Annotated in this window: 16 protein-coding genes; 10 read left to right on the top strand and 6 right to left on the bottom strand. The window is 39.3% G+C overall.

Annotation, left to right across the window (positions count from 1 at the left end):
• Positions 1–753 precede the first annotated feature (753 nt).
• Entirely contained in the window at positions 754–1011 is a 258-nt protein-coding gene (locus QE450_RS01195; protein WP_307296096.1) for a hypothetical protein, read from the top strand.
• 175 nt (positions 1012–1186) lie between these two features.
• On the opposite strand, the gene QE450_RS01200 is transcribed toward QE450_RS01195, so the two are convergent.
• Both QE450_RS01200 and QE450_RS01205 read right to left on the bottom strand, forming a co-directional pair.
• Positions 1187–1726: a GNAT family N-acetyltransferase gene (locus QE450_RS01200; protein WP_307296098.1), complete on the bottom strand. Its 540-nt coding sequence runs from the start codon at positions 1724–1726 to the stop codon at positions 1187–1189.
• The gene (locus QE450_RS01205) at positions 1704–1850 is read right to left on the bottom strand and encodes a hypothetical protein (protein WP_274170835.1); all 147 of its coding nucleotides are present in this window, start codon (positions 1848–1850) and stop codon (positions 1704–1706) included. The genes QE450_RS01200 and QE450_RS01205 overlap by 23 nt, the downstream gene beginning before the upstream one ends.
• Before the next feature lie 261 nt (positions 1851–2111).
• On the opposite strand from QE450_RS01205, the gene QE450_RS01210 reads away from it, so the two are divergent.
• The 4 genes from QE450_RS01210 (at position 2112) to QE450_RS01225 (ending at position 10196) form a co-directional block, all read left to right on the top strand.
• Positions 2112–4370 carry an MrcB family domain-containing protein gene (locus QE450_RS01210; RefSeq protein WP_307296101.1) on the top strand — a complete coding sequence of 753 codons (2259 nt, stop codon included), beginning with the start codon at positions 2112–2114 and terminating at the stop codon, positions 4368–4370.
• Positions 4342–6786 (top strand): restriction endonuclease-like protein, encoded by a 2445-nt coding sequence (locus QE450_RS01215; protein ID WP_307296104.1) that lies wholly within the window; start codon positions 4342–4344, stop codon positions 6784–6786. The genes QE450_RS01210 and QE450_RS01215 overlap by 29 nt, the downstream gene beginning before the upstream one ends.
• Positions 6787–7035: 249 nt before the next feature.
• Positions 7036–8322 (top strand): MFS transporter, encoded by a 1287-nt coding sequence (locus QE450_RS01220; RefSeq protein ID WP_307296106.1) that lies wholly within the window; start codon positions 7036–7038, stop codon positions 8320–8322.
• Between the two features lie 293 nt (positions 8323–8615).
• On the top strand, positions 8616–10196 hold the full coding sequence (locus QE450_RS01225) for a cellulase family glycosylhydrolase (protein WP_307296108.1): 1581 nt from the start codon (positions 8616–8618) through the stop codon (positions 10194–10196).
• An 87-nt stretch (positions 10197–10283) separates the two neighbouring features.
• Here the strand turns inward: QE450_RS01225 and QE450_RS01230 are convergent, their stop codons facing one another.
• The 3 genes from QE450_RS01230 to QE450_RS01240 form a co-directional block, all read right to left on the bottom strand.
• On the bottom strand, positions 10284–11369 hold the full coding sequence (locus QE450_RS01230) for a hypothetical protein (protein WP_307296111.1): 1086 nt from the start codon (positions 11367–11369) through the stop codon (positions 10284–10286).
• Positions 11370–11485: 116 nt separating this feature from the next.
• A complete protein-coding gene (locus tag QE450_RS01235) occupies positions 11486–12271 on the bottom strand; it encodes a Cof-type HAD-IIB family hydrolase (protein ID WP_273615050.1) in 786 nt (261 codons plus the stop codon).
• 268 nt (positions 12272–12539) lie between these two features.
• Positions 12540–13865 (bottom strand): nucleobase:cation symporter-2 family protein, encoded by a 1326-nt coding sequence (locus QE450_RS01240; protein WP_273615051.1) that lies wholly within the window; start codon positions 13863–13865, stop codon positions 12540–12542.
• Positions 13866–14454: 589 nt separating this feature from the next.
• Here QE450_RS01240 and QE450_RS01245 point away from each other — a divergent pair.
• From QE450_RS01245 to QE450_RS01255, 3 genes are all read left to right on the top strand, one after another.
• Positions 14455–16806 (top strand): rhamnogalacturonan lyase, encoded by a 2352-nt coding sequence (locus tag QE450_RS01245; RefSeq protein WP_373462033.1) that lies wholly within the window; start codon positions 14455–14457, stop codon positions 16804–16806.
• A gap of 188 nt (positions 16807–16994) precedes the next feature.
• Positions 16995–18716 carry a helix-turn-helix domain-containing protein gene (locus QE450_RS01250; RefSeq protein ID WP_307296119.1) on the top strand — a complete coding sequence of 574 codons (1722 nt, stop codon included), beginning with the start codon at positions 16995–16997 and terminating at the stop codon, positions 18714–18716.
• 222 nt (positions 18717–18938) lie between these two features.
• Positions 18939–20237, top strand: coding sequence for a galactokinase (locus tag QE450_RS01255; RefSeq protein WP_307296122.1), 1299 nt, complete (start codon positions 18939–18941; stop codon positions 20235–20237).
• Between the two features lie 144 nt (positions 20238–20381).
• On the opposite strand, the gene QE450_RS01260 is transcribed toward QE450_RS01255, so the two are convergent.
• The gene (locus QE450_RS01260) at positions 20382–21758 is read right to left on the bottom strand and encodes a glycoside hydrolase family 64 protein (RefSeq protein ID WP_307296124.1); all 1377 of its coding nucleotides are present in this window, start codon (positions 21756–21758) and stop codon (positions 20382–20384) included.
• A gap of 649 nt (positions 21759–22407) precedes the next feature.
• Here QE450_RS01260 and nrdI point away from each other — a divergent pair.
• On the top strand, positions 22408–22776 hold the full coding sequence (gene nrdI / locus QE450_RS01265) for a class Ib ribonucleoside-diphosphate reductase assembly flavoprotein NrdI (RefSeq protein ID WP_273615056.1): 369 nt from the start codon (positions 22408–22410) through the stop codon (positions 22774–22776).
• A complete protein-coding gene (gene nrdE, locus QE450_RS01270; protein ID WP_307296127.1) occupies positions 22763–24847 on the top strand; it encodes a class 1b ribonucleoside-diphosphate reductase subunit alpha in 2085 nt (694 codons plus the stop codon). The genes nrdI and nrdE overlap by 14 nt, the downstream gene beginning before the upstream one ends.
• Positions 24848–24882 lie beyond the last annotated feature (35 nt).

A 24882-nucleotide genomic window follows, 5' to 3' on the forward strand; every position in this document is an offset into this window, starting at 1 on the left:
TAACATCTATATCAAATCTTGCTATGATCCAGAAGGTCCTCACCATAGTACGTCAACAGAATGGAAAAAGTGCGATAGCTGGGGAGTTAAAGTATAGTACAAGCATGCAATGAATACAACAAATTGAGGGTCACGCTATTGGGTTTCTTCTATATAATGGCGAACGATTTGCTTGATGTCGTTCTATCTATTTTATCATGTTGTAGGTACTGGATGAAAGTGCTGTTTAAGTGAAATCAACCAATTATAGTCTGTTAAAAGTGTCGAAAATTTGAAATATAGGTATACCGATTCAAAAATAAAGAACGGTGCTTTTTGATAAATTTTCTTGTTTTTCTATAGATATGAGCATTGGATATATGTGTTTTAGTTATTTTACGCTTAAAAGAGTCAAAAGGGATTAACAAAAAGCCTGCTTCGTTTCTCTGGTCAAAGAGCAAGAAGTAAGCTTTTTTAAGGTAGCATGTAGTTGTAGTTATAGAGTAGGTAAGTGACATAGACAGGTAGGCATAAAGTTATTGTTATTGTTTTCGTTTCAGATAAGAAATAAAGACAACAAATCCATACACAAACAGCCCGAATAATCCTAGCATCACCACAAATAACACAAACGGCAAAATTGCTCCCCAAGCCATAATGACCCTCCTTATATGGTTGCTTTTATACTTTATTTCATTTTATAGTAAAATAAGTAAAAAGATAAGTGTATATCCCAATAGAAATACATAGAACATGCAGTAAGGAGGTTATAGGATGTCAGATGTATCTGGTTTGGTATTAGTCATACTCTTTAATGTGATGGTGTACGGATTAGCTATATGGGGAATTATTCGTATGATCTATAAACGTTCCAAGCACCCTGCACACACTTATGTTCTTGTCGGTGATCTTTTGTGTAGTTATCTTTACAGCGAGTATCGCACAGCAAATTATGTATCGCGATTGGACGATAAATGTAGGTACATTAGCGCCAATGATGGGGTTGTTTGCGGTTTATATGGTGAGTCGTAGAGAGAATCGCATAGAGTTGAAATAAATCCAAAAAGAAAGTGATCTCTATAAAGGGATCACTTTCTTTTTATTTATTATTTTAAAAATAAGATTCTATATTTAACAAGTGAAATCTAAAACATGTATCACAAAAATAACTTGTCTAAAATTAATGATCTTTTTGTAATTATAATACTTATTCATCATAGTATTTCTTGATTAAATCCTCATCATATAAATCCATAAACATAGTTACAAATGGACTATCTTGAAGAAGATCGACTTCAAATAAACTTTCAAAATTGAATTTATCTCGATACCATGTCCATTTTTCTTTCAACGCATCTAGAACAATGTAACGTTCATTCAATTGTATTGCCATATGTAAAATGTGATTAACTATTTCTACGCCTATTCCTTTATTTTGAAAATGATCACTGACAGCTAATCTAGCAATATCAAGTACATGTTGTTCTTTTGAAATAGCAGGATCATCAATCAAAGAGGATAGAAGGGTATGTTGAAGAGTGTAATAACCAACAATTTGATTCTGGTAGAAAACTAATGTTGTACTAGACTCACGAATAATGTGAGAAGGATAAGCTTCGACTTGCAGAAAAAAATCCATAGAATGATTACCACAAGAGAAATTTTTTACATGAGGTAAATACTCTATGGATATAATTTTATGGTCTAATTGCAAACTCTCAATATTAGGAATGGGATAATCGTTCATGATACTCCTTCATTTTCTTTTCGGCATGTTTTTTCATAAGTTCTTCATTTTTTTGATTTTTCTCTATAAAACGTTTGGCTTCTTCGCCTGTAAGTACAGGTCTTTGTCTCAAACTAACTGCCATATTTAATTCTCCTTTCTAAAATGTATTATAGTGTTATTTTATCATGTAATTAATTTAGATCATAGGTGATATGGATTGATTATGTGAATTTAAAAATAAGCTATCGTCAACATTTTAATACCTAAATCATGTTTATATATTATACATCTGTTTATATAGAAGAATTAGTAACTTATCATATTGCATGTATACATAATATTTAGAGAATTTATCTTTCTTTAGTATAATTAAAATATCTAATTCGTTTACGGGAGAATACTTATGACATTGCCTTTAGAATTACAATCCATTTATAATCACAAACAAAAATCATATAAAATGATACTCATGTTATCTCTATTGGACGAGATGAAAGAGTCTAATCTTCATGAAGTATCTATGCTTAAAGTAAGGGAACGTTTCTTATCCTACTTACAACAACGAGAAGCACAAAGTCTGCGTGTAGATGAACCACCTTCTCAAGTGAAAGCAACGCGATGGGCAGATGTGCAATTAAGTCGGATTCAATATGTGATGAACACGCCAATCAAAGCATTATCTTCCATCTTACATGTGCCTAGTGAGCAATATACAATTGGCTTTAAAAAAGACCTGTACGACCAATGGGATCAGTCTGTTTTAGATGAATTATACCAATTTACAATAGATGAACTGGAATTATACTATGCACAACCGCCTTCGGATTTCTCGATTCGAGATGATTTGATGCGGATTATGATGGACTATCCAGAAGCGCGTAGAGAACCATTTAAGCGTAATCCTTTAGCTCAATATATGCGAAATGTAATTCCTGAACATATCCGTTCACTGCAATTTATTCATACTTATTTTCGCGTACAAGGTTCGCTCGGGCAAGGAAATTGGGCGTATATTCCATGGATTGCGATCATGCACCGTCAAATTACTGATACTACCCAACGTGGATTATATGTAGCTTATTTGTTTGCAGAAGATTTGCAGTCTGTGTACCTTGTATTGCAATACGGTGTGACCGATATGAAGAACCGTCTAGGGACTAAAAAAGCCTATGAACAATTTGAACAAAAAGCACAAGAAATCAGAGCTATGTTACCGCCAACGCGATTGAATTTAGAAGGAAATATTGATTTGGGTGAAAGTACGTATGCCAAAGATTATCAGGCATCTACGATTGCTTATACTCGTTATGATTTGAATGATATGCCTAATAATGAGCAATTGGTAGACGATCTATGGGACGCAGTAGAGACTTATCTGTCTTATGTGCAAAGTATAGATGCAACACCGAATACAGAGTGGGCAAGTCAGTTGAATGATGAAGAAGAGGAAGAAGTGGACGAAGTCGAAGAAGAATCTATTGTACTTATCCATGATGCTGAGATCAAAGAAGTATTGGATCATATCCGCGACTACATCACCCAACGTGGATTCTACTTCCCAGCCCACTTAATCGACAACTTCTACCTCTCGCTCAAAACACGCCCGTTTGTTATTCTCGCAGGCATCTCCGGCACAGGGAAGACGCGGTTGATCCGTTTGTTCGCTGAAGCGGTTGGGGCGACTGCGTTGAACGGGCAATTTCGGTTGATTCCTGTACGTCCAGATTGGAGTGATCCGACAGATCTGATCGGGTACAAAGATTTGTCTGGCACCTTCAAGCCTGGCCCACTCACATCGGTGATTGCTGAAGCATCTCAACCAGAGAATCGGAACAAGCCTTATTTTATCTGTCTGGATGAAATGAATCTGGCACGAGTCGAACATTATTTTAGCGATATTTTGAGTCTATTGGAGACTCAATCGTGGCAGGGCAGACATATTGTCACGGATCCGGTGATCCCAGCAGCTACGTTAGAATTGGAAAGCGATCTAGAGCGATATGGGAATCTGGGTATACCGGAAAATGTATATCTGATCGGAACCGTTAATATGGATGAGACAACCTATCCCTTTAGCAAAAAGGTGCTCGATCGGGCGAATACGCTTGAATTCAACTCTATTGATCTGATGCAGTTACCGAAGTTGCGTGAGGAGAGCCAACAGGTGGTCGAAGCTGTACCGGTGGAGCAGTCTTTTTTACGCGCAGATTATTTGCAGTTGATCGATGCTTATGACCATTATGCAGACTTGATCACCCGTACTACCGAGCGATTGGTAACCGTGAACGAGATACTGGAAGATATTCATGCGCATGTAGGGTTTCGGATACGAGATGCCGTATGCTTTTATGTGATCTATAATGAACGTTTTGGATTGATGAGTGAAGCAGAAGCGTTTGATCTACAGATGATGCAGAAGATTTTGCCACGTATCCAAGGAAGTCAGTCTGGAGTACGGCGTGTATTGGTGAAGCTGTTACGTCTGTGCTTACAAGATAGTGTCCGTATTCCGTCACCGATGGAAGATGATGATGTCTTCTGGGCACAATGGGATCGCGGAAATACACCGCCACAGGCGACCTATCCGCAGACAGCACATAAGCTGGCGGATATGATTGTGAGGTTAGATGAAGATGGATTCACATCCTACTGGATTTCTTAATCAGAGTACCGAGCTGTTAGAAGTGAAGTGTAGTATCGGGACGATCTATATCAAAGGCAAACCGTATCATCCGGTAGTGGAGACATTGCAGTTGCATCGCGATCAGGGCGAATGGGTGAATGCCCATCTAATCTGTCGTTCACTTGCGCCTGAGGTGACGATCGACGATATCTCTGTATTTTCACCAACTGCAAATCAATTAATTCGATGGGACGGGACTACACCGTCTTTTCCTTGTTTTTACGAGCAACAGAACTACGAATTTGTGCTGATTAAGTATGATGATATGCAGTTGCCTGTTCAATTTCATCATGATAATCTAGCGATTCGTGAAGCGGTTACGCCTAAGGGTGAGCAGGTCTTATCTGGCATTTTGAATTTTAAAAATGAAGTCGGCTTTACAGAGTTGGAATTGCATAGCGGAGGACAGCGGTTGATAACGATCGAACTGGAAATTTTCCCGTCTAAGCTGGATTACAAGCAAGATTATATCCAGTTGCTACGTGAAGTGAATGAGCAGGTGTACAATTTATCGTTTGATTTTCTCAAGCGGACATATCAGTCGGTTCGTATTCGAGATACACAGCACCAGAGTTTGAGTGAATTTTTTGCATTGATTACGCATCTTTTTCAACAGATGGAGATTGCGATGGAACGGATTAATCGGCAACCTCATCATAAGCTGGACAAATCCCTAGAACGTAAGCCTGCCTCACGGGTCAAGCGGGGAAGTAATCGCAACAATGCGTATCTTGCCAGACATCCGCAGTATTTAGAACAGGACTCTGTGCATGGATGGTTACCGATAGGAGCAGAACGCTACCAGCCGACTCATTTACTAGATACGATCAAGCATATCTCTTATGATACCGCGGAGAACCGTTTTCTACGCTGGATGTTAGAGCGCATATTGAGCAAGTTACAGCAATTACAAGAACAGTATAACCAGCTAACCAGACCGCAGAATTTTCGTAGTCGGGCGTATGATCCTGTTTTTGTAAAGCGTGTTAGCCAGATGATCTCGCGGTTAGAGCGGTTATTATCGTTAGAATGGCTAAAGCAGATTTCACCGATACGGCAAATGAGTACAAGTCTGGTTCTTCAGATGGCACCAGGGTATCGGGAAATGTATCGTTATTATCTTTTGCTCCTCAAAGGGTTATCGATCCAGAGTGATCTATTACGGCTTTCGATGAAAGATATTGCAGAAATCTATGAATACTGGTGCTTTTTGAAATTAAATGAATTGCTGAGTCGTAAATATCCATTAATTAAGCAAAATCTGATCAGGCTCAACCATAGCGGATTATTTGTCACATTAGGTCGAGGGCAACAATCTCGTATGGAATATCTGAATCCGCGTAATAACGAGACATTTGTGCTTTATTATAACAGTCTGCCGAGCAAAGAACTTACTCCGACGTTGCCACAGCGACCGGATAATGTGCTTTCTTTAATGAAAGTAGATGCCGGACAGAAAAAAGAATACAGCTTTATTTTCGATGCCAAATACAAGTTGAACGCCGCTGTAGAAGGTTCACCTTATGCTTCTGCGTACCAACATCCCGGGCCACAGGAAGAAGATATTAACACAATGCACCGTTATCGGGATGCGATTGTACATTCGTCTGCTGGTGAGAAGTATGAACGCAGTATGTTTGGCGCGTATGTATTATTTCCGTATGGAGATGAAGAGCAATTTCGTGAACACCACTTTTACCGTAGTATTCGTAAGTTAAATGTAGGAGCGTTACCTTTTTTGCCGAATGCCACTACGCTCGTAGAGCAATTTCTAGACGAATTGATTCAAGATAGTCCCGAAAAAGCCTACGAACGTTCTACAGCACCACGTGGAACAAAAGCATATTACCAGAACAAATTGCTAGACAAAAATATGCTGGTGGGATCGGTACGTGGACCAGAGCAAATTCAGATTGCACTGGCGGAACAGTTCTACCATGTGCCACTGGCTAACTTTGTGGATACACAGGTGATTACGCAGATAGAGTATGTAGCAATGTGTGAATCCAGACGAAAGTTTGAATCCCTCGGTAGAACGGGTATAAGCTATTATGGCAAAGTAGACAGATGGGATATCGTCAAGCGATCTGATATTACTGAGATTCCTGCTGATCCGCAGAAAGCGAATCTTTTATATGTGAAATTCACAGTGACACGTTGGGAAGAACGGACAAGTCCTATTTTACTAGCAGGTCAGGGTATCTATACATTGTTATATACAAGTAAATATATGTTTGATCGTGCAGAAGAATTAGCTGAATTACGATTAGAATCGGAAGCAGATCTAGCCTCATGGCGCGAAAAGCGTAGACAAGGCAAAGTGAAAGTAGAGCTTGATAACAATTATGTCGATCTAGCTGAACATGTGCTTGATGTAAGAATAGACGAAGAGTAATGCATTAATCTAATCTTTGCTATATTGAAAAATGTATACAAGTCATCTGCTAATGCTGTAACACTAAGCATGCAGATGACTTTTGTATTGTCTATAAATGTAAGAAAATAGTAAATAACAATGCTTTTCATGAAAATTTAAAAAATAGTGAAAATCTAATGCATCTGTGCAAAAGAAGAAGTATAATTCATGCAGTTAGCGTTGTATCTGGGTCAGTATAACCAGACTTATAAAGGAGGGAAGGCAGTCTTGAAACGTTTGATTTGGATGGGAAGTTTATTTTATTTATTAATGGGTGCTATCAAAGTGACGGTGGCAGCGATTGTTACCGTATTATTGCCATTGTATGATCGGGATTATACAGATGCTGGAGCACTGATTTTTATAGAATTTGGAGCATCGATTATCGGGATGTTGATTCAACCGTGGTTAGCGAATCGAATATCGAAAAAAACAATGTTACATATAGGCGCGATCGGTGTAGCTATTTGTTATATTTTGATCGCCTTTTTACCACCATGGTCGATCTTAATTGTCGGTATCGCTATTGCAGGATTTCTGGGCGGTATTATTGAATCGGTTATTGCGGCTGTTATTTTGGAAGGATTACAATCCAATGCCGCGATTGCTATGAGTCGCTTAGAGATTGCATTTGGTGTAGGTTCACTATTATTCCCATTAGCGATCGGTATGCTAGTGCGCTCAGGATTGTGGAATTATGCGTTGCTTGGAATCGCTGTGTATTGTATCTTTTTATCTTTATTCGTACGATTTAGCCGATTTGAAGGTGTAGAAGCGTTATTTTTGCCACATCATTTGACCGATCTACCTCATGTCGTTCCAGCAACAGCAGCTTCTTCTGGGCCTGTAGGTGCTGTAGTGGCAGCGGCGGCAACCAATCATCCTTCTGCTCGTCTCAAGCGATTATGGGTCGGTGGCAGTCTGTTATTACCATCGTTTGTTTTTCTATTTTTCTTATACGGAGCAACCGATATCGGGTTAGTGAATTATTTGCCATCGCTGATGTTAGAGACAGGAATGGCAGATGCAGACACAGCGCCGATCAGTGTTACAGTATTCTGGGCGGCTATGATTGTCGGACGGATGTTTGCTGGTTATGAAGCAGAACGTATCGGTTATCGTCGCTATTTATTTATTCATTGGATCAGTATGATCGTATTGCTGTCTTTATTTGCACTGAATCTAAATCCGGTAATAAGTTATATTTTGATCGTATTGTTAGGTCTGATGTTATCAGGTCTATACGTAGTCACACTGGTCTATATGAAAAAACTAATGCCCAAAAATATTGCTCGTAATACCAGTATCGTTATGGCTGGTTGTGCGATTGGTGGAGGATTGTTCTCTGTTGTAGCAGGGCGTATGCTAGATACGTTATCTCCTTCTTATGTTCAATGGATGATGGCGATTGTTGCTTTATTCAGTCTGATTACTTATGTATTGTATGCCAAAGAATCGAATATGCAGATCGAACAGACTGAATTGGCACCTACCGAGGGAACGATCAATTCCTAATAAACGAAATATAAAAATGATAAAGCCAGTATAGATGCGGACAATTGCCGTAACTATGCTGGCTTTTTTTCTAATATGTCAATCGTTACCGGTACGATATAAAAATAAGGAAAATCGCGCTAAATAAGATTCATATACCTAACATAAGGTAATACATACTATCACCTATAGTATGGTATTAATTAGTCATTTTTACACAAAAAACTATATTTCTTGCAAAAGTTACTCTATATTAGGTGAGTGTCCTAAAATAACATAATTTTACATTAATTAAGAAAGTGAGCTGATAATTAATGAAAAAAACGATGTTGAAGAAGTGGAGTGCTTCTGTGTTAACGGCTGTATTGACATTATCGCTAACCACTTCTGTCTGGGTACCACAAGCAAATGCAGCTACAACACCAGTGCAGAAGCACGGACAATTATCGATCGCTAACGGACAATTGGTGGATAAGAATGGTACCCCTGTCCAATTAAAAGGTATGAGTTCTCATGGCATTCAGTGGTATGGTAACTATGTGAATAAAGATACGATGAAATGGTTACGAGATGATTGGGGCATTACTGTATTCCGGGTAGCGATGTATACCGCAGAGAATGGATATATTTCAAATCCTTCACTGAAAAACAAAGTGAAAGAAGCGGTCGCAGCGGCGCAGGATTTGGGTGTCTATGTGATTATCGATTGGCATATACTTTCAGATAATGATCCGAATATTTACAAAACGCAATCGAAAGCCTTTTTTAGCGAAATGGCTGGCTTGTACAAAGATTCACCAAACGTTATTTATGAGTTAGCCAATGAGCCTAATGGTGGAGTCACATGGAATGGACAGATTCGTCCGTATGCGCAAGAAGTGACTCAAGTGATTCGTGCCAAAGATCCAGACAATATTATTATCGTCGGAACAGGAACATGGAGTCAGGATGTACACGATGCAGCAGATAACCAGTTACCTGATAAAAATACAATGTATGCTGTGCATTTCTATGCAGGAACACACGGACAATTTTTACGTGATCGCATCGATTATGCGTTAAGCAAAAAAGCACCTGTATTTGTAACAGAATGGGGTACAAGCGATGCATCTGGTAATGGAGGGCCATTCCTGAGTGAATCGAAAGTATGGACTAACTTCTTAGCTAATCGCAAAATTAGTTGGGCGAACTGGTCACTTGCAGATAAAAACGAAGCATCAGCCGCTCTTCAGTCAGGAGCAAGTTCAACAGGTGGATGGACAGTCAATAACTTAACAGCTTCAGGCAAATTTGTACGTGATGAGACTCGTCTTGGAGCAACTACCAGTACAGCAGATCCAGATACAACAACACCTCCAACGACAGGCGGTGATACCGATACATCTCCTCCGACTACAGGAGGTGGCGATACAGGTACAACCACACCAATCGATCCTAAAGGGAAGTTGGTATTGCAATATCGTAACGGCGATAGCAATCCGACCGATAATGCGATTCGACCTGTTTTTAATATCAAAAATAACGGTAGTACAGCGGTCAATCTAAGTGATCTCAAAATTCGTTACTATTACAGTGATGAGAGTCAGCAAAAGCAACAATTTTTTATCGACTGGGCGAGTGTAGGTGGAACGAATATTAGCGGTGCATTTGGTACACCGACAACATCCAAAACAACAGCGAATCGCTATGTTGAATTGAGTTTTGGTAGTGGAGCCGGTTCGATTCCAGCCGGAGGTCAAAGCGGAGATATTCAAGCTCGTATTCATCCAGCCGATTGGAGTAATTACAATGAAGCTAACGATTACTCTTATGGAGCTAATCAGACAGCGCTAACCGATTGGAATAAAGCAAGTATCTACAATAAAGGCACATTGGTATGGGGAACAACACCGTAAACGATTTGAATAAGTATGAATAGATTATATTTTATGCAAAAAAGAGCTATCACTGCGATAGCTCTTTTTGTTGTAGTTGGTTTTGTATTATCGACTTTGCGCTGAATTGAGGCGGCCGTTCCAGAAATACAGATAAGCACCAGAATAGATCCATTGTTCATACGTTAACGAAGACGATTGATACGTATTCTTATCAGAAGGTTCGCCCCAGGATAATATCACTTGTTCACGGGTCATATTATTTAATAATTTATTTTTACTGATGGCTGTCCAGACGCTATTGCTCCAATTGTATAAAGTACGTGGATTTTTGGACCATAAAATATCACTTAGCATCATACCAACATCATATTGTCGATTGAGTTTGATCCCGACTTGCTTGCCATTGGATTTTTGTAACGTCACAAAAGCATCATTTTGGTCATTTACTTGCACAGCGATAAATGTTAACTTTTCCAGATGGTTAAGACCGCTTCCATTATACGCACGATTGTCGAACCAGACATATTTGCCATGCCAGTTCTGATTAAATGATGTCAGCTCGCTATCTAACAGAAAGTCCAAATCAGATACTGGACTATTGAACTCATACGTATCACCTGATTTATTTTGAATCGTTATATACAAGCTGGAAGAAGCATAACTTATATCGGTAATCCAATAGGCTCCCGGATAATAAAACGGATATATTTTCTCACCGACAAAGTAACCGAAATTCGCAGGCAATTGACTAATATTTGTTAAAATCTCACTGGATGCACGCTTGCCTTCATCATCGCTCCATAGAAATAATACTTGAGCACTGGACGCATATTTGCCATCCAAATCAGTAATCGCTAATAACGATTTGTACATCACATAAGTAACCCCGGCATAAGCAAATGAATTGGAATCGTTGACTGTAATACTACCTTTGTTACCTGTAATCGTAAGTGGACTACCATATTGAATTGTGATACCTGGAATCCGATCCATGATTTTGATAGGAATATATAGTTTGTTGTTATTCACGAACTGGGTGTATTGCTGAGTGATCTGGAATTTACCATTTACAAATAAAGAAACGCTTTGATATGTACTTCCTTTTACATTGACAGCATGAATCGTCTGAGCCGGTATGACGATAGCAAACACCATCATCCAGATCCATACACGTAACCATTTTTTGTTCATTGTGAAAAATCCCCTTTTTCTCTAGATATCATAAAAAGATGCAGAATCTACATCCTTTTAAAATATCGGAGAATAAGGGGAAGAAATGAAGATAGTGGATATAAAATATCAGTGGCTTAGTCTAACAATCCTACCATTTGTAGTCCATGTAAAATACCATTTTCATCGACAGATTTGGTAATATGGCGAGCGACTGCTTTGGCTTCAGGTTCAGCATTACCCATAGCGACACTGTTATAGATTTGTTTGAGCATTTCAACATCGTTCAGTCCATCGCCGAACGCATATTGTCTTTCTTGCGGGAACCCTAATTTTTCGGTGATTTTGGCTATACCATGTGCTTTGGAACCACCTGCTGGAAGAACATCGACAGACATTGGATGCCAGCGGATAAAATCGAATGATTTGAAGTCTTGCTCATACTTTTTCTCCGCATCTCCTATACAGAATAGTAGACACTGGTAAATCTCTCTACCTTGATGATATAACGGATCATAGGTCGGGAATTTACTTACTTTTAAAGTGTGAATACTGGTTGTGATCATTTCGTCTTCTTCCGGCACGCTAGCTCTCATATCTTCAGCATCCATATAGACAAGCGGATTATTTTGCTCTAGCGCTGTCTGAGTCAATTGAAGTAAGGCGTCTTTGTTCAGTGGATTGGTATAGATCACTTCGCCACGCAAAACAACATATTGACCGTTGTAACTAACATACGTATCAATTTCAAGTTCTTTGCGAATATCATCAAACATAAAAGGAGCACGACCGGTAGCAATAGCCACTTCATGACCACGTGCTTTGAGCTCGAATACAGCTTTTTTAGTGCTTTCTGGTAATTTTTTATCAAAATCCAATAACGTTCCATCAATGTCGAAAAAGATAATACTTTGATTAGACATGGGTAGCTCCTATCGTTGTTATCTATTTTTGGTGTACACAGTATGACTCTATTATAACCGTCAATCGAGAGTTGTGTCTTGTATTTCAGTATAGTCTCTATCGTTATATACCCAAAAAGCTACTTTTTATGAGAAAGAATACTCACAAAAAAGTAGCTTTTGGATAGGTTGGATGTCAGTATATGAATCGGTATTTCTCGTATCAGTACATACAATAGACAAGAAAGACTTATCCGGTAATGTTTATGTCTATCGTAGAATTGGCTATCTATCCATGTTGTTTGATCGGTTCAACTTGCGCAGGAATAGTCGCAGGACGTTTCCATTTGAGAGGTAAGTTGAAAAATACATTTAATAGAATAGCGGATAAACTACCTGTGATCGTACCGTCACTGACAATAATGCGTAATGCTGAAGGCAAGCCTGCGAAAAGTTCAGGGACAACTGTTGCGCCAATACCAAGTGAGATCGAGCAAGCGACAACTAGCAAGTTGCGTTGTTCTTTGAAGTCTACTTCAGTCAGCATCCGAATTCCTGAAGCGACGACCATACCGAACAACACGACAGTAGCACCTCCTAGAACAGCGGCAGGAATAACCGTAGCCAGTGCAGCGATTTTGGGAACCAGTCCAAGTACAATCAGAATACTTGCCGCCGCAACGATCACATTACGTGTTTTGACGCGGGACAGTTCGACCAGCCCCACATTTTGAGCGAATGTATTGTATGGAAAAGCATTGAACATACCGCCAAGAACAATCGCTAATCCTTCTGTCCGATAACCGCGTGTCATATCTTGTGGTGTTAATTTCTGATCACATACTTTACCTAATGCTAGAAATACACCTGTAGATTCAACCACGATCACCATACATACAATAATCATAGTTAAAATTGGAGCAATCTTAAATTCAGGCATACCGAACATAAATAACTGAGGAAGATGGAACCATGACGCTTCGCTTACACTGGAAAAATTAACTTTACCGATCATAAAAGCAACAACCGTTCCAGCAACAATACCTATCAATACAGACAACGAGCGCATAAATCCAGTAAAAAAGCGATTGATGATCAAGATCAATGCCAGTACACCAAAGGAAAGGAGGAAATTCGTGAGGCTACCAAATTCAGGGCTATTTGCACCACCAGCCATATTACGAATCCCTGTCGGAATAAGTGAAAGACCGATAACCGTAACCACAGTACCTGTCACTACAGGAGGGAACAAGCGAATGATTTTACCAAAAAAGCCAGCGAATAAAAAGACAAACAATCCAGCAGCTATAATAGCACCATAGATCGCATTCAGTCCATATTGATTACCGATCCCGATCATAGGAGTAATAGCGACAAAAGAACTTCCTAGCATAACCGGTAGACCAATACCTAGATATTTGTTTTTCCAGGCTTGTAACATAGTCGCTATCCCACAGGTGAGTAGATCAATCGCTACTAGATAAGACAATTGCTCTGCGGTAAGATTAAGCGCCCGTCCAACTAATAATGGTACTAAAATAGCTCCTGCATACATAGCCAGTACATGCTGTAATCCCAAAGACCAAATTTTACCCCCGGTTGGTTTGATGTCCATTTGATTCGCCCCTTTTTGAATATAATTTAACATCACACGTTAACGAATAAAGAATGTAACGTAATAATATCTTTTAGTTCTCTGTTTTGACGATATGTATTCTATCTATTTGTGCAAAAATATAATTTAGAGGGTTTAATTTATGCAATATTATAAAATATATGTTAGGTAATATAACATATAATAATTTGAAAGGGTAATCAGGCGCTGAATTCAATAAAGTAAGTAGATAAGACTCAAAAGATATAGGAATTGAAAGGCACTGTTATTTAAACAGATGACTCTGATTTGTGTACACCTTTGAGAACATCACAAATTTATAATAAAAGAGCTACCACAGAGGATGGATAAAGAAAGCAAAAGTGAGCTTCTATCCTAGAAAAGGAGGAATGTAACGTACAGTTTGTAGAGTATTATCTGCACAGCAATATTCACTTATTCATATTTGTAAGCGTTACCAAAATAATAAGGATGGTGAAGGGGTATGAAAGAAAAGCAATATTCGCTAACGACTAAAATTGTGGCTGCGACGTTAGGCATTATATTAGTGTTACCGACCAGTGGATTATTTGCGGCTGATTCGAATGAGATGATGACAGCATCCAAAGGTAAAGGAAATAAGGGAGTACAACTAGAGTATCTGGATCGAGGTCTAGTAGCAGCCAAAACAGCAGATGGTATTTTTTTAAGTTGGCGTTTGCTTGGAGATGAAGCTAGCGGTTATTCGCAGACAGGACTCACAGGTACTGATTTTGCTGTATATCGTAATGGTACATTTCTAACCGTAGTCACCGATAGTACTAACTATCTGGATCGGCAAGGAACAACCACAGCTAAATATACAGTAGCACCGATCAAACCGAAAAAGCCCCGTACAATAGATTCATCAACTACAGTGACTGAATCTGCCTATGACACTCAATCATTTTCAACCACAGGCAGTGAAGAATCCAAGTTAACTACGTATAATACTGATTACAATTTAAACGATCTCCGCAAACCAGATAAAAAGAAACTTAGTGCTCCTGCAACGGTCTGGAATGATACCTATTACGATCTTCCTTTACAAAAGCCGACTGATGGAGTGACACCTGCGGGTGAAGCGTATACGTATTCAGCGAATGATATGAGTGTAGGCGATGTTGATGGCGATGGAGCATATGAATACTTTGTTAAATGGAGCCCTTCCAATTCCAAAGATGTCTCCCAAAAAGGATACACAGGCAATACTTATATAGATGCGTACCAACTCGATGGACGATTATTGTACCGTATTGATCTAGGGGTGAATATCCGTTCAGGTGCGCATTATACTCAATTTATGGTGTACGATTTTGATGGAGATGGCAAAGCTGAAATGATGTTCAAAACCGCTCCAGGCACCAAGATCACTCGTTATAATTCACGCGGTAAAATTTCTTCTGAAAAATACATCACTCTACCCAAAGCTGATAAAAAAGCAGGATATGCGAATACAGACGATTACCGACTAAGCAGTAGCGATTACTATGATCATGTAGTGAACATGTTTCAAGGATGGCGTGATCAAGAAGAAGTAAAAAATGGTCACTGGCCTCAGACATTAGAAGAATGTTTTGGAATTGCACCGAAATATAACTATCCTTTGTCTCGTGTAGATGCTGAAGCGTTGACCGATTACTTTATGGATGTCTATGCGCCGGCTCGTAGTGCGCGTAATGATCTGCGTACTTTTGAAGGATTTATTTTAGATGGCCCGGAATATTTGTCTGTATTTGAAGGCGAATCGGGTAAAGAATTAGAAACGATCGCTTATGAACCTGATCGTCATGATGATGGTCTAATGTGGGGCGACTATGCAATGTCACGAATTGAGCCGGGCAATCGGGTAGATCGTTTTCTAGCAGGCGTCGCTTATTTAAATGGGAAAACACCATCGGCCGTATTTGCACGCGGGTATTATACACGTTCTGTACTGGTATCCTACAATTGGGATGGACGTCATTTGCAAAAAGTATGGAATGCCGATAGTGGATGGACACCGATGAGCAATCCATTTAACGATGGGCCTCATGGTGTAAATGGAACAGATCCAGAACTGGGTACACTCACTACACAAGGTGCTCATTCACTCACGATGGCAGATGTGGATGGAGATGGACGAGATGAGATTGTATATGGATCAGCGACGATAGATGATGACGGTAGCCTGTTGTACAGTTCGATGGATATCATGCCTGCAAACAGTGCTACACCGGGTGTGATAGCAAGGTTGGGACATGGAGATGCCATGCATGTCACTGATATCGATCCGAACCGTCCGGGTATGGAAATCTATATGGTACATGAAGGCGGTACCTATGCACCTTACGGCTATAGTATGCGTGATGCTAGAACAGGCAAAGTGATTTTCGGTGCTTATAGTGGGAAAGACACTGGACGCGGCATGATCGGAGATATTGATCCATCTCGTCCGGGATTAGAAGCATGGTCGATGGATCTGCGTACAGCCGATGGTCAATTGATCGGTACGAAGATTCCGGGAACTAATATGAATATCAAATGGGGCGCGGATATGACGACACAGATTATTGATGGTGCTCGTGAAGTGACCCCTACGATTCAAGATTGGCGCAAAGGAACAGTGCTTACAGCAACCGGAACGCTAACCAATAACGATACCAAAGGAACTCCTTCACTGGTAGCGGATATTTTTGGTGACTGGCGCGAAGAAATGCTGGTGCGTACGACAGACAGTTCTGCGATCCGTATTTACCTTAGTACAGAAGTGACTACTCATAAATTGTATACCCTTCTGCATAATACACAGTACCGTACAGGAGTCGCTCGTCAGAATACAACTTACAATCAACCAACGTATACAGACTTTTATTTTGCTTCAGATATCGATTGGTCCAAAGTGCCTTTACCGAACTTTTATACTGCTGGAAAAAGAAAGTAATTTCTAAATAGTTAAATATTTGTTAACCGCCTGTTGCTTTTATGGATTAGACTTTACTTAATCCCTAAAAAGCAGCAGGCTTTTTATTCCTAATTAAGATCACCGAAATTATACAAACAGTTCTCTCACATTATATAATGCTAACAGATAAATGATAAAAGGTATCATTTACAGAGGAGGTTTGCAGTATGGATATTTACCAGAGTAGCCAGCGTGATCATTCTTTTATGATTCAGCCAGCCATACATCCGATATTAGATATATGCAAATCAATCTACTCTTTTCATCTTACTCCTACGCATGCTGTTATGAATAAACGTGCTGTATTTATGACTCCATTATATGCAGAATATTTTACGATTATTGCTGTCGAAAAAGGCACATTGACGGTTAGAGCTATTGCAACTGTAGATACTCCATCTAAGGATCAACCTGAAACATGGTATTTGCAAGCTGGTGATTTGTTAGTCATCCATCCAAATGTTGAACTACAACTTTCCTATAGTGAAGTTGGCTTTTTACATATCATCACTTGTGAGCGTTATGAATTAATGAATGATTATACCGATCGGATGAGTTATGAATTAAGTTATGAAAGTCTGCCTGAACATGGAGCGATTGTACATCCTCAGGATGAACGTTTGTTTACGTTGATTCAGGAGATCGCTCAATATATGAATCAAGATATTGATCATACTCATGTGATCTTGCATGAATTGTTACAACTTCTCAGCAGTTTGAATGATTATCGTCATCACAAATGCTTAAATCGTTCGATGCAACAGGTAGCTAGTTATATTAGATATGCATCAGAACAGCTACTGACTCGTGAAAATGTAGCAGCACAGACCCGATTACATCCGCATTACTTTTCCGAAGTATTCAAAAAAGAGATCGGATACACTTTTTCTGATTATCTAGCGATCTGGCGTATGAACAAAGCCAAAGAGCAATTGTTATGCACAGATCATACTTTGCATCATATCGCCGAGCAGATCGGATATAGTGATGGTATTTATTTAAGTAAAAAGTTCCGTTCATTTACAGGGATGACACCCGGTACATTTCGAGCGCGTAAAGGAACAACTCGTGTAGCTTCATTTCCATTTGCAGGAACATTGTTAGCATTAGGAATAACGCCAGTAGTCACGGCGCTAGAGATCAATCAATACTCGATGTTAATAGAAGAAGAATTATCGTCAGTCCCGATCTGGCATATTAACAAAGGGGATAATCAACCGCCAAGTGAATGGAAATTTGAGTTGCCTGCCACGATTACCGAAGAGACGAAACCTGATCTTATTATTGTAGCGGATTGTGTGTTGGAGCATCCTCAGTTGTATGCACAATTAAGAGAGATTGCGCCTTTATTTATCGTTGAATGGGGAAGAAGAAATCATATTGATGAATTGCTTTATTTAGGGCAAGTCTTAAATCGTCAGGTGCAAGCGCAAGAATGGATAAAACGTTATCAGTATCAAATCGAAACAGCCAGACATGAGTTAGCATTGGAACATATTACAGAGCAGACAGTAGGTCTATATGAAATTCGAGGCGACCATCAGATTGCAATCTGGGGAGAAGGTACACGTGCAGGATATAATCTGTATCGATCGCTCAAGTTACATCCGCCGTATCCGATTCGTCATGAAGTATTTGAAGCAGGTGGATTCAAATTTATCGAAGAGCATCTATTGCCACATTATACAGCAGATCATATGTTTGTAGTAGCACCAGCTCAGTGGTTAGAAAATATGGAATCGATGATGCAACAACATCCAATGTGGAGTCAATTGCCTGCTGTACAAAATGGACAAATCTATGGCTTGAAATTAGAAGAGTTTGCTTATGATGATGGTCTTGCTTTAGAAAGGCAACTTCATATTCAAGTTGGTTATTTAATGCAGTAAGTTAATAGTTTAAAAGATAGATCATTTTACAGCCATGATTATAGATGAATAGACTGTATAACACTGTCTACAATGATGGCTGTCTACAATACTATTCCCAAAAGTGCAGAATGATTGCAACAATACCCCTGACAATTTCGCAAAATTTCAGTACAATCAATATAGGCACAAATATCAATAGCATAGGAACAACTATTTTTAATATTAAAGGGGATATTTAGGATGCAATTGAGAACGGTTACAGAGAACTTGGAACAATACAATACGGAGAAGATGAACCAACTACTTGTAGAAATGTACGGACAAGAACAAGTACAGTATCAGTTGGAGCGTTATCAACAACTTATGAACAACTATCATCAACAATTTGGAGATGGCAATATTCAATTATTCAGCTCTCCAGGTAGAAGTGAAATTGGTGGTAATCATACAGACCATAACTACGGTAAAGTATTGGCAACAAGTATCAATCTAGATACGATCAGTGCCGCTGTACCTGTAGATGAACCTTATATTACGATTGTGTCTGAAGGCTATAAAGATGTATACAAAATCCATACTTCTGAATTAGAGCCTGTAGAAGGTGAAGGCGGTACATTAGCGCTTATTCGTGGAATCGTTGCGGGCTTTGTTCAATGGGGATTACATGTAGGCGGATTCAATGCTTATGTATCTACCAATGTATTAGCAGCTTCCGGGCTGAGTTCTTCAGCTTCTTTTGAAATGTTAATCACTAGCATCCTAAATACGTTCTACAATAACAGTCAAGTTGATATCGTAAATATGGCTCGAATTGGACAATATGCTGAAAATAAATTTTGGAACAAACCCTCTGGATTATTAGATCAAATGGCTTGTGCACATGGCGGATTAATCGCAATCGATTTTATCAATCCCAAAGAACCTGCGATTCAACATGTACCGTATGATTTCAATGCACAAGGGTATGAGATGGTCATTGTGAACACAGGAGGCAACCATGCCGATCTGACTGCTGACTATGCTGCGGTACCGGAAGAAATGAAGGCGGTTGCGGAAGCGCTGGGTCATGAAGTGTGTCGTCAGATTACATTGGAAGAAGTATACAGCAATCTAGCAAGCCTTCGTGAACAAACAGGCGACCGTGCTATATTGCGTGCACTGCATTTCTTAGAAGAAAATGATCGTGTGGATGAGCAAGTGAAAGCACTACAATCGAACGAATGGGATCATTTCTTAGAATTGATTACAGGCTCGGGTAATTCATCATGGAAATGGCTTCAAAATGTATATCAAGATTCTCATACCCGTGAGCAAAGTATTTCGATCGCTCTAGCAATCACTGAGATTTTCTTGAAGCAAAAGCAAGCAGGCGCTTGTCGTGTACATGGTGGCGGATTTGCAGGGGTTATTTTGACTATTTTGCCAAAAAAATTAGTGAGTGAATACACAGCATTGATCGAAAAAACGTTAGGCACCTCTACGTATATCATCAATGTACGTCAACATGGATCCATCTGCTTGAACAACCACCTCAATTAAAGAATACATTTTTGTAATATCTATTGTAGAATCACCTACCTGATATTTTACAAACCAATCACTGAAAAAAAGCCTGCTTCTACACCGTCAAATTAACATTGACCGTAGAAGCAGGCTTTTTATATCACGCAATTATAGATACGTTTACCAGCCGACGCGGATAATCAATCCTTTTGGATCACCCACTTCAAGATATGAAGCTTGTTGATTGTAATCATCATAAGCAAATCCATACGCTAAGCGGTTGATACTGTGATCATGCCAGAACTTCGCGTAGTAATTAGCAGGTGCAGCTTTGTAGTATTGAGCAGGATTGTTCCAATTGGCCTGGTTGTCATACACATGTCGATTGATCGCTGAACATGTACCTGAATCCTCTGCCAGTCGACCATTACACAGTAGGATCTCCTGCGTGCTGTAATTGCTGTATCCAGCAAAATAATTAGCTTGCGTACCATTTACCCCGAATGCGCCATGAATCGGTGCTACGATACGATACGGAGCTTGTACATCGGCAAGAGATTGGAAGGCAGCCGGAACTTCACTCCGATACTTACTAAATAGACCTGCACGTGTCTCGGATTCCAATTCGCCTACCGTCTGATCATAATTACCTGCACGATTGACAAGGCGGTGTTGTAAAGGAAATCCAAAACCATCTACACGAGTAGTATTTCCATGATATCCTGTACCGTCTACAGTAAATTCAACAAAGTCGAAATAGATATTACGGTTCGGATCAGCTGTATTATTAATATCAGGTCCTGCGAATCCATCATCATATGTTTTGATATAACATGGAGAGCCTACACAGATAAACATCCGCCCGGAATCAATTTTGGGCATACTCACCCAGTTGATCTGACTGATCGTGCTATAAATGTTAGCGTAATTCACTCCGTTCTTGGTTAAATGCCCTGTCGCATTATTGAGAGCCGTCGAGATAGGTTTCAATTGACCGTTGTTATCAAGATAACTCCATTGCTTAGTGGCAGGATTAATTCCTAGAATCCCCCAATAGATCTGATTGTCGGCATAAGCACCTTTGGTACCATTTAATAATTTGAAAGATAATGCTCCACTCCCTGTAGCGTTCGGTATAGATGACGCTGGGATACTGTAGATCGAATTGTCACCTGTTCCAGGATTGGGAGGTGGGGTTGAGCCTGTTGTGACTGTATAGCTAAATTTCGATGTATCATAAGCGGCTGTTCCATTATTGTACGTAAATGAATATTGGATCACCTGACCTGATGATACACTGGCGACATTTTGTACATAACGTTTAGATCCACTGTCATAGGTCATTCGTAGATTTTGCAGATTACCCGAGTTCACCGAGTAATGCACATCGACCCAGGAAGTATTTACGTTGGAAGAGAACCAGATAGTGGCTGTTGTCCCGGATGTCGTAACACCTTGAGTATAATCTGCTGCCGATACCGAAGATGATGCTGGTGGAAAAAGACTGCTGACAAGAACAAGCATAGATAAAAGCAAGAAGTAACCCATTTTCTTCATACACATATCCTCCTATTCAAATTGTATGCGATTCCACGTTCGCTTTTAATTATTTCAATATATGGTAATAAATACAATACAAAAAGCATGTGTAATTCTCCTGTGTATTTCTATGCTAAGATTTCTTAAATTAAAGAAATTTTTATTTGCTTTTTTGTTCAATAACAGCTAAAGTTTTATACTTGAGCGTCTAAATAGACCGGAATTTATGTTCATTTTAGAGTGAATTTATGTTCACTGCATAATCTGGAAATGTTCGGCAAAAGTTAAACGATATGTACTATATCTAGTATGTCAAGAAAATTATTTTTTTATAAATGATTATCGCGATGTATGTAAAATACGTGTTCAAAGAAGTGCCCGTTTTACTTGATATTTTGAAAAAATAGACCGTTTTTAAGGCATGTTTGGGCCAAGATGTAGACCTTCAGTTCCTATTGACAACACTATATATAGCGTATATCTTTGATAAAGCCTTCTATATATTGCGGTTACGATGTTTGAGCAGGTAATATATAGGTTATAGCTAATTATACGCGCTAGAGTAGATAACACTTATATGATATTAGATCATTGTTATCTGTATTTATATAGTGATTGAACGGATGAACAGTACTACATATTGAACCGAGAAGGAGATGTCACAACCATGCTAATTGCTTATGATTCCAAAACAGGCAATGTAAAACGATTTATCAACAAATTAAAATTACCTGCTGTACAAGCTGTACAGATTGATGAGGCGCTGACGTTGGATGAACCTTTTGTACTGGTAACGTACACAACTGGATTTGGTCAGATTCCTGATAAGGTAGTTCATTTTTTGGAGAGAAATCATAATCGCCTGATCGGAGTTGCAGCAAGTGGCAATCGCAATTGGGGAGACAAATTCGCTCGGAGTGCTGATCTAATCTCAGAACGTTACAATGTACCGGTTGTGTACAAGTTCGAATTAGCAGGTACAACAGGAGACGCACAACGATTTCAACAGGAGGTAGATAAAATTGCGGCATATTGAATTGAACAACTTACTGATGCAACGGGACGAGAGTGGATTTTTCCGTTTGGATAAAGATAAAGAAGCAGTTGTAGAATATATGGAAGAGGTAGCTCGTAAAAGTATCAACTTCCCGGACACCAAAACAAAAGTACGTTATATGATCGATAACGATTATTATGAAGATATGTACAAAAACTATACTTCTCAAGATGTAGAAGAAGTATATGCGATTACACACAGTTATGATTTCCAATTTCCATCTTATATGGCGGCTTCCAAGTTCTACACAGATTATGCAGTGAAAACGAATGACCGTAGTCAATACTTGGAACATTATGCGGATCGTGTCGCAGTCGTGGCGCTTCACTTGGGACGCGGGGATGCGGATAATGCCAAAACTCTTGCCAAATCCATGATGGAACAACGTCTACAACCAGCAACACCAACATTTTTGAATGCAGGTAAAAGTCGTCGTGGTGAAATGGTCTCTTGTTTCTTGTTAGAAATGGATGACTCTTTGAACTCGATTAACCATGTACTGAACACTTGTATGCAATTATCCAAAATTGGCGGCGGTGTAGCGGTTAACTTGTCCAAACTTCGTGGACGCGGTGAGCCGATCAAAGGTGTTGAAGGTGCAGCAAAAGGAATTATGCCTGTATTGAAACTGATGGAAGATGCTTTCTCCTATGCAGATCAAATGGGTCAACGTAAAGGTTCTGGCGCAGCATATTACAACATTTTCGGCTGGGACGTTATGGAGTTCTTGGATAGCAAAAAAATCAATGCAGATGAGCGTACACGCCTCAAAACATTGTCGATCGGTCTTGTTGTACCGAATCGCTTTTACCAATTAGCAGCAGATAATGAACTATTACATGTATTCGCACCTTACAGTGTATACAAAGCGTATGGTAAATATCTGGATGATCTAGATATCGATGAAATGTACGATACATTGCTTGCTGATGATCGTGTCAAAAAGAAAGCAATCATGAGTGCTCGTGATATGCTAACCAAAATCGCAAGTGTACAATTAGAATCCGGTTATCCGTATATTATGAACAAAAGTAATGCGAATAACGGTCATGCACTAAAAGATATCGGATCGATTCGTATGTCTAACTTGTGTACAGAAATTTTCCAATTGCAAGAAACATCTGAGATTACAGATTATGGTCAAGATGATATTATTCGTCGCGATATTAGCTGTAACTTGGGTTCACTTAATATGGTAAACGTCATGGAACTTGGCAAAATTCGTGAATCCGTTCATGAAGGAATTATGGGTCTAACATCGGTTAGTGATATGACAGATATCGCTAATGCACCGGGTGTAGCAAAAGCAAACCGTGAAATGCACTCTGTGGGTCTTGGTGTTATGAACTTGCATGGTTACCTTGCTAAAAACAAAATTGCGTATGAAAGTGATGAAGCAAGAGACTTTGTTCGTACTTTCTTTATGATGATGAATTTCTATTCATTAGAGAAAAGTATGGAAATTGCTCGTGATCGTCAAACGACTTTTGCTGATTTTGAAAAATCAGAATATGCAAAAGGAACGTACTTTGATCGTTATTTAGAAATTGATTATCGTCCAGCAACAACACGTGCAAGCGATTTGTTCGGCGATATGTATATCCCAACACCAGCAGACTGGCAAAACCTGAAAGCTGATGTAATGAAACATGGTCTGTATCATGCTTACCGTTTGGCGATTGCGCCAACAGCAAGTATTTCATATATCCAAAATGCAACATCTAGCGTAATGCCGATTGTAGAACAAATTGAGACTCGTACCTATGCGAACTCAACGACTTACTATCCAATGCCATATATGCAACAGGATAACTATTTCTACTACAAATCTGCTTACCAAATGAATCAATTTAAAGTGTTGGATCTGATTGCTGAAATCCAAAATCATGTCGATCAAGGAATTTCAACAGTACTTCATGTAGGTAGCGATGTAACGACTCGTCAATTGGCTCGTTATTACCTGTATGCAGCACACAAAGGTCTAAAATCACTTTACTATACACGTACCAAATTGCTTAGCGTAGAAGAGTGTATTACTTGCTCGGTATAATATTTTTCGGTAGTTGATTATAAAATAATATCTAT

Origin of the sequence: Paenibacillus sp. SORGH_AS_0306 (assembly GCF_030819345.1) — a bacterium.
Classification (GTDB): domain Bacteria; phylum Bacillota; class Bacilli; order Paenibacillales; family Paenibacillaceae; genus Saccharibacillus; species Saccharibacillus kyungheensis.

Coding starts and splice junctions, on each gene's coding strand:
- QE450_RS01255 (WP_307296122.1), top strand. CDS start 18,939: ATGCAATTGAGAACGGTTACAGAGAACTTGGAACAATACAATACGGAG.
- QE450_RS01250 (WP_307296119.1), top strand. CDS start 16,995: ATGGATATTTACCAGAGTAGCCAGCGTGATCATTCTTTTATGATTCAG.
- QE450_RS01215 (WP_307296104.1), top strand. CDS start 4,342: ATGGATTCACATCCTACTGGATTTCTTAATCAGAGTACCGAGCTGTTA.
- QE450_RS01225 (WP_307296108.1), top strand. CDS start 8,616: ATGAAAAAAACGATGTTGAAGAAGTGGAGTGCTTCTGTGTTAACGGCT.
- QE450_RS01210 (WP_307296101.1), top strand. CDS start 2,112: ATGACATTGCCTTTAGAATTACAATCCATTTATAATCACAAACAAAAA.
- QE450_RS01235 (WP_273615050.1), bottom strand. CDS start 12,271: ATGTCTAATCAAAGTATTATCTTTTTCGACATTGATGGAACGTTATTG.
- QE450_RS01200 (WP_307296098.1), bottom strand. CDS start 1,726: ATGAACGATTATCCCATTCCTAATATTGAGAGTTTGCAATTAGACCAT.
- QE450_RS01195 (WP_307296096.1), top strand. CDS start 754: ATGTCAGATGTATCTGGTTTGGTATTAGTCATACTCTTTAATGTGATG.
- QE450_RS01260 (WP_307296124.1), bottom strand. CDS start 21,758: ATGAAGAAAATGGGTTACTTCTTGCTTTTATCTATGCTTGTTCTTGTC.
- QE450_RS01245 (WP_373462033.1), top strand. CDS start 14,455: ATGATGACAGCATCCAAAGGTAAAGGAAATAAGGGAGTACAACTAGAG.
- QE450_RS01230 (WP_307296111.1), bottom strand. CDS start 11,369: ATGAACAAAAAATGGTTACGTGTATGGATCTGGATGATGGTGTTTGCT.
- QE450_RS01205 (WP_274170835.1), bottom strand. CDS start 1,850: ATGGCAGTTAGTTTGAGACAAAGACCTGTACTTACAGGCGAAGAAGCC.
- nrdI (WP_273615056.1), top strand. CDS start 22,408: ATGCTAATTGCTTATGATTCCAAAACAGGCAATGTAAAACGATTTATC.
- QE450_RS01240 (WP_273615051.1), bottom strand. CDS start 13,865: ATGGACATCAAACCAACCGGGGGTAAAATTTGGTCTTTGGGATTACAG.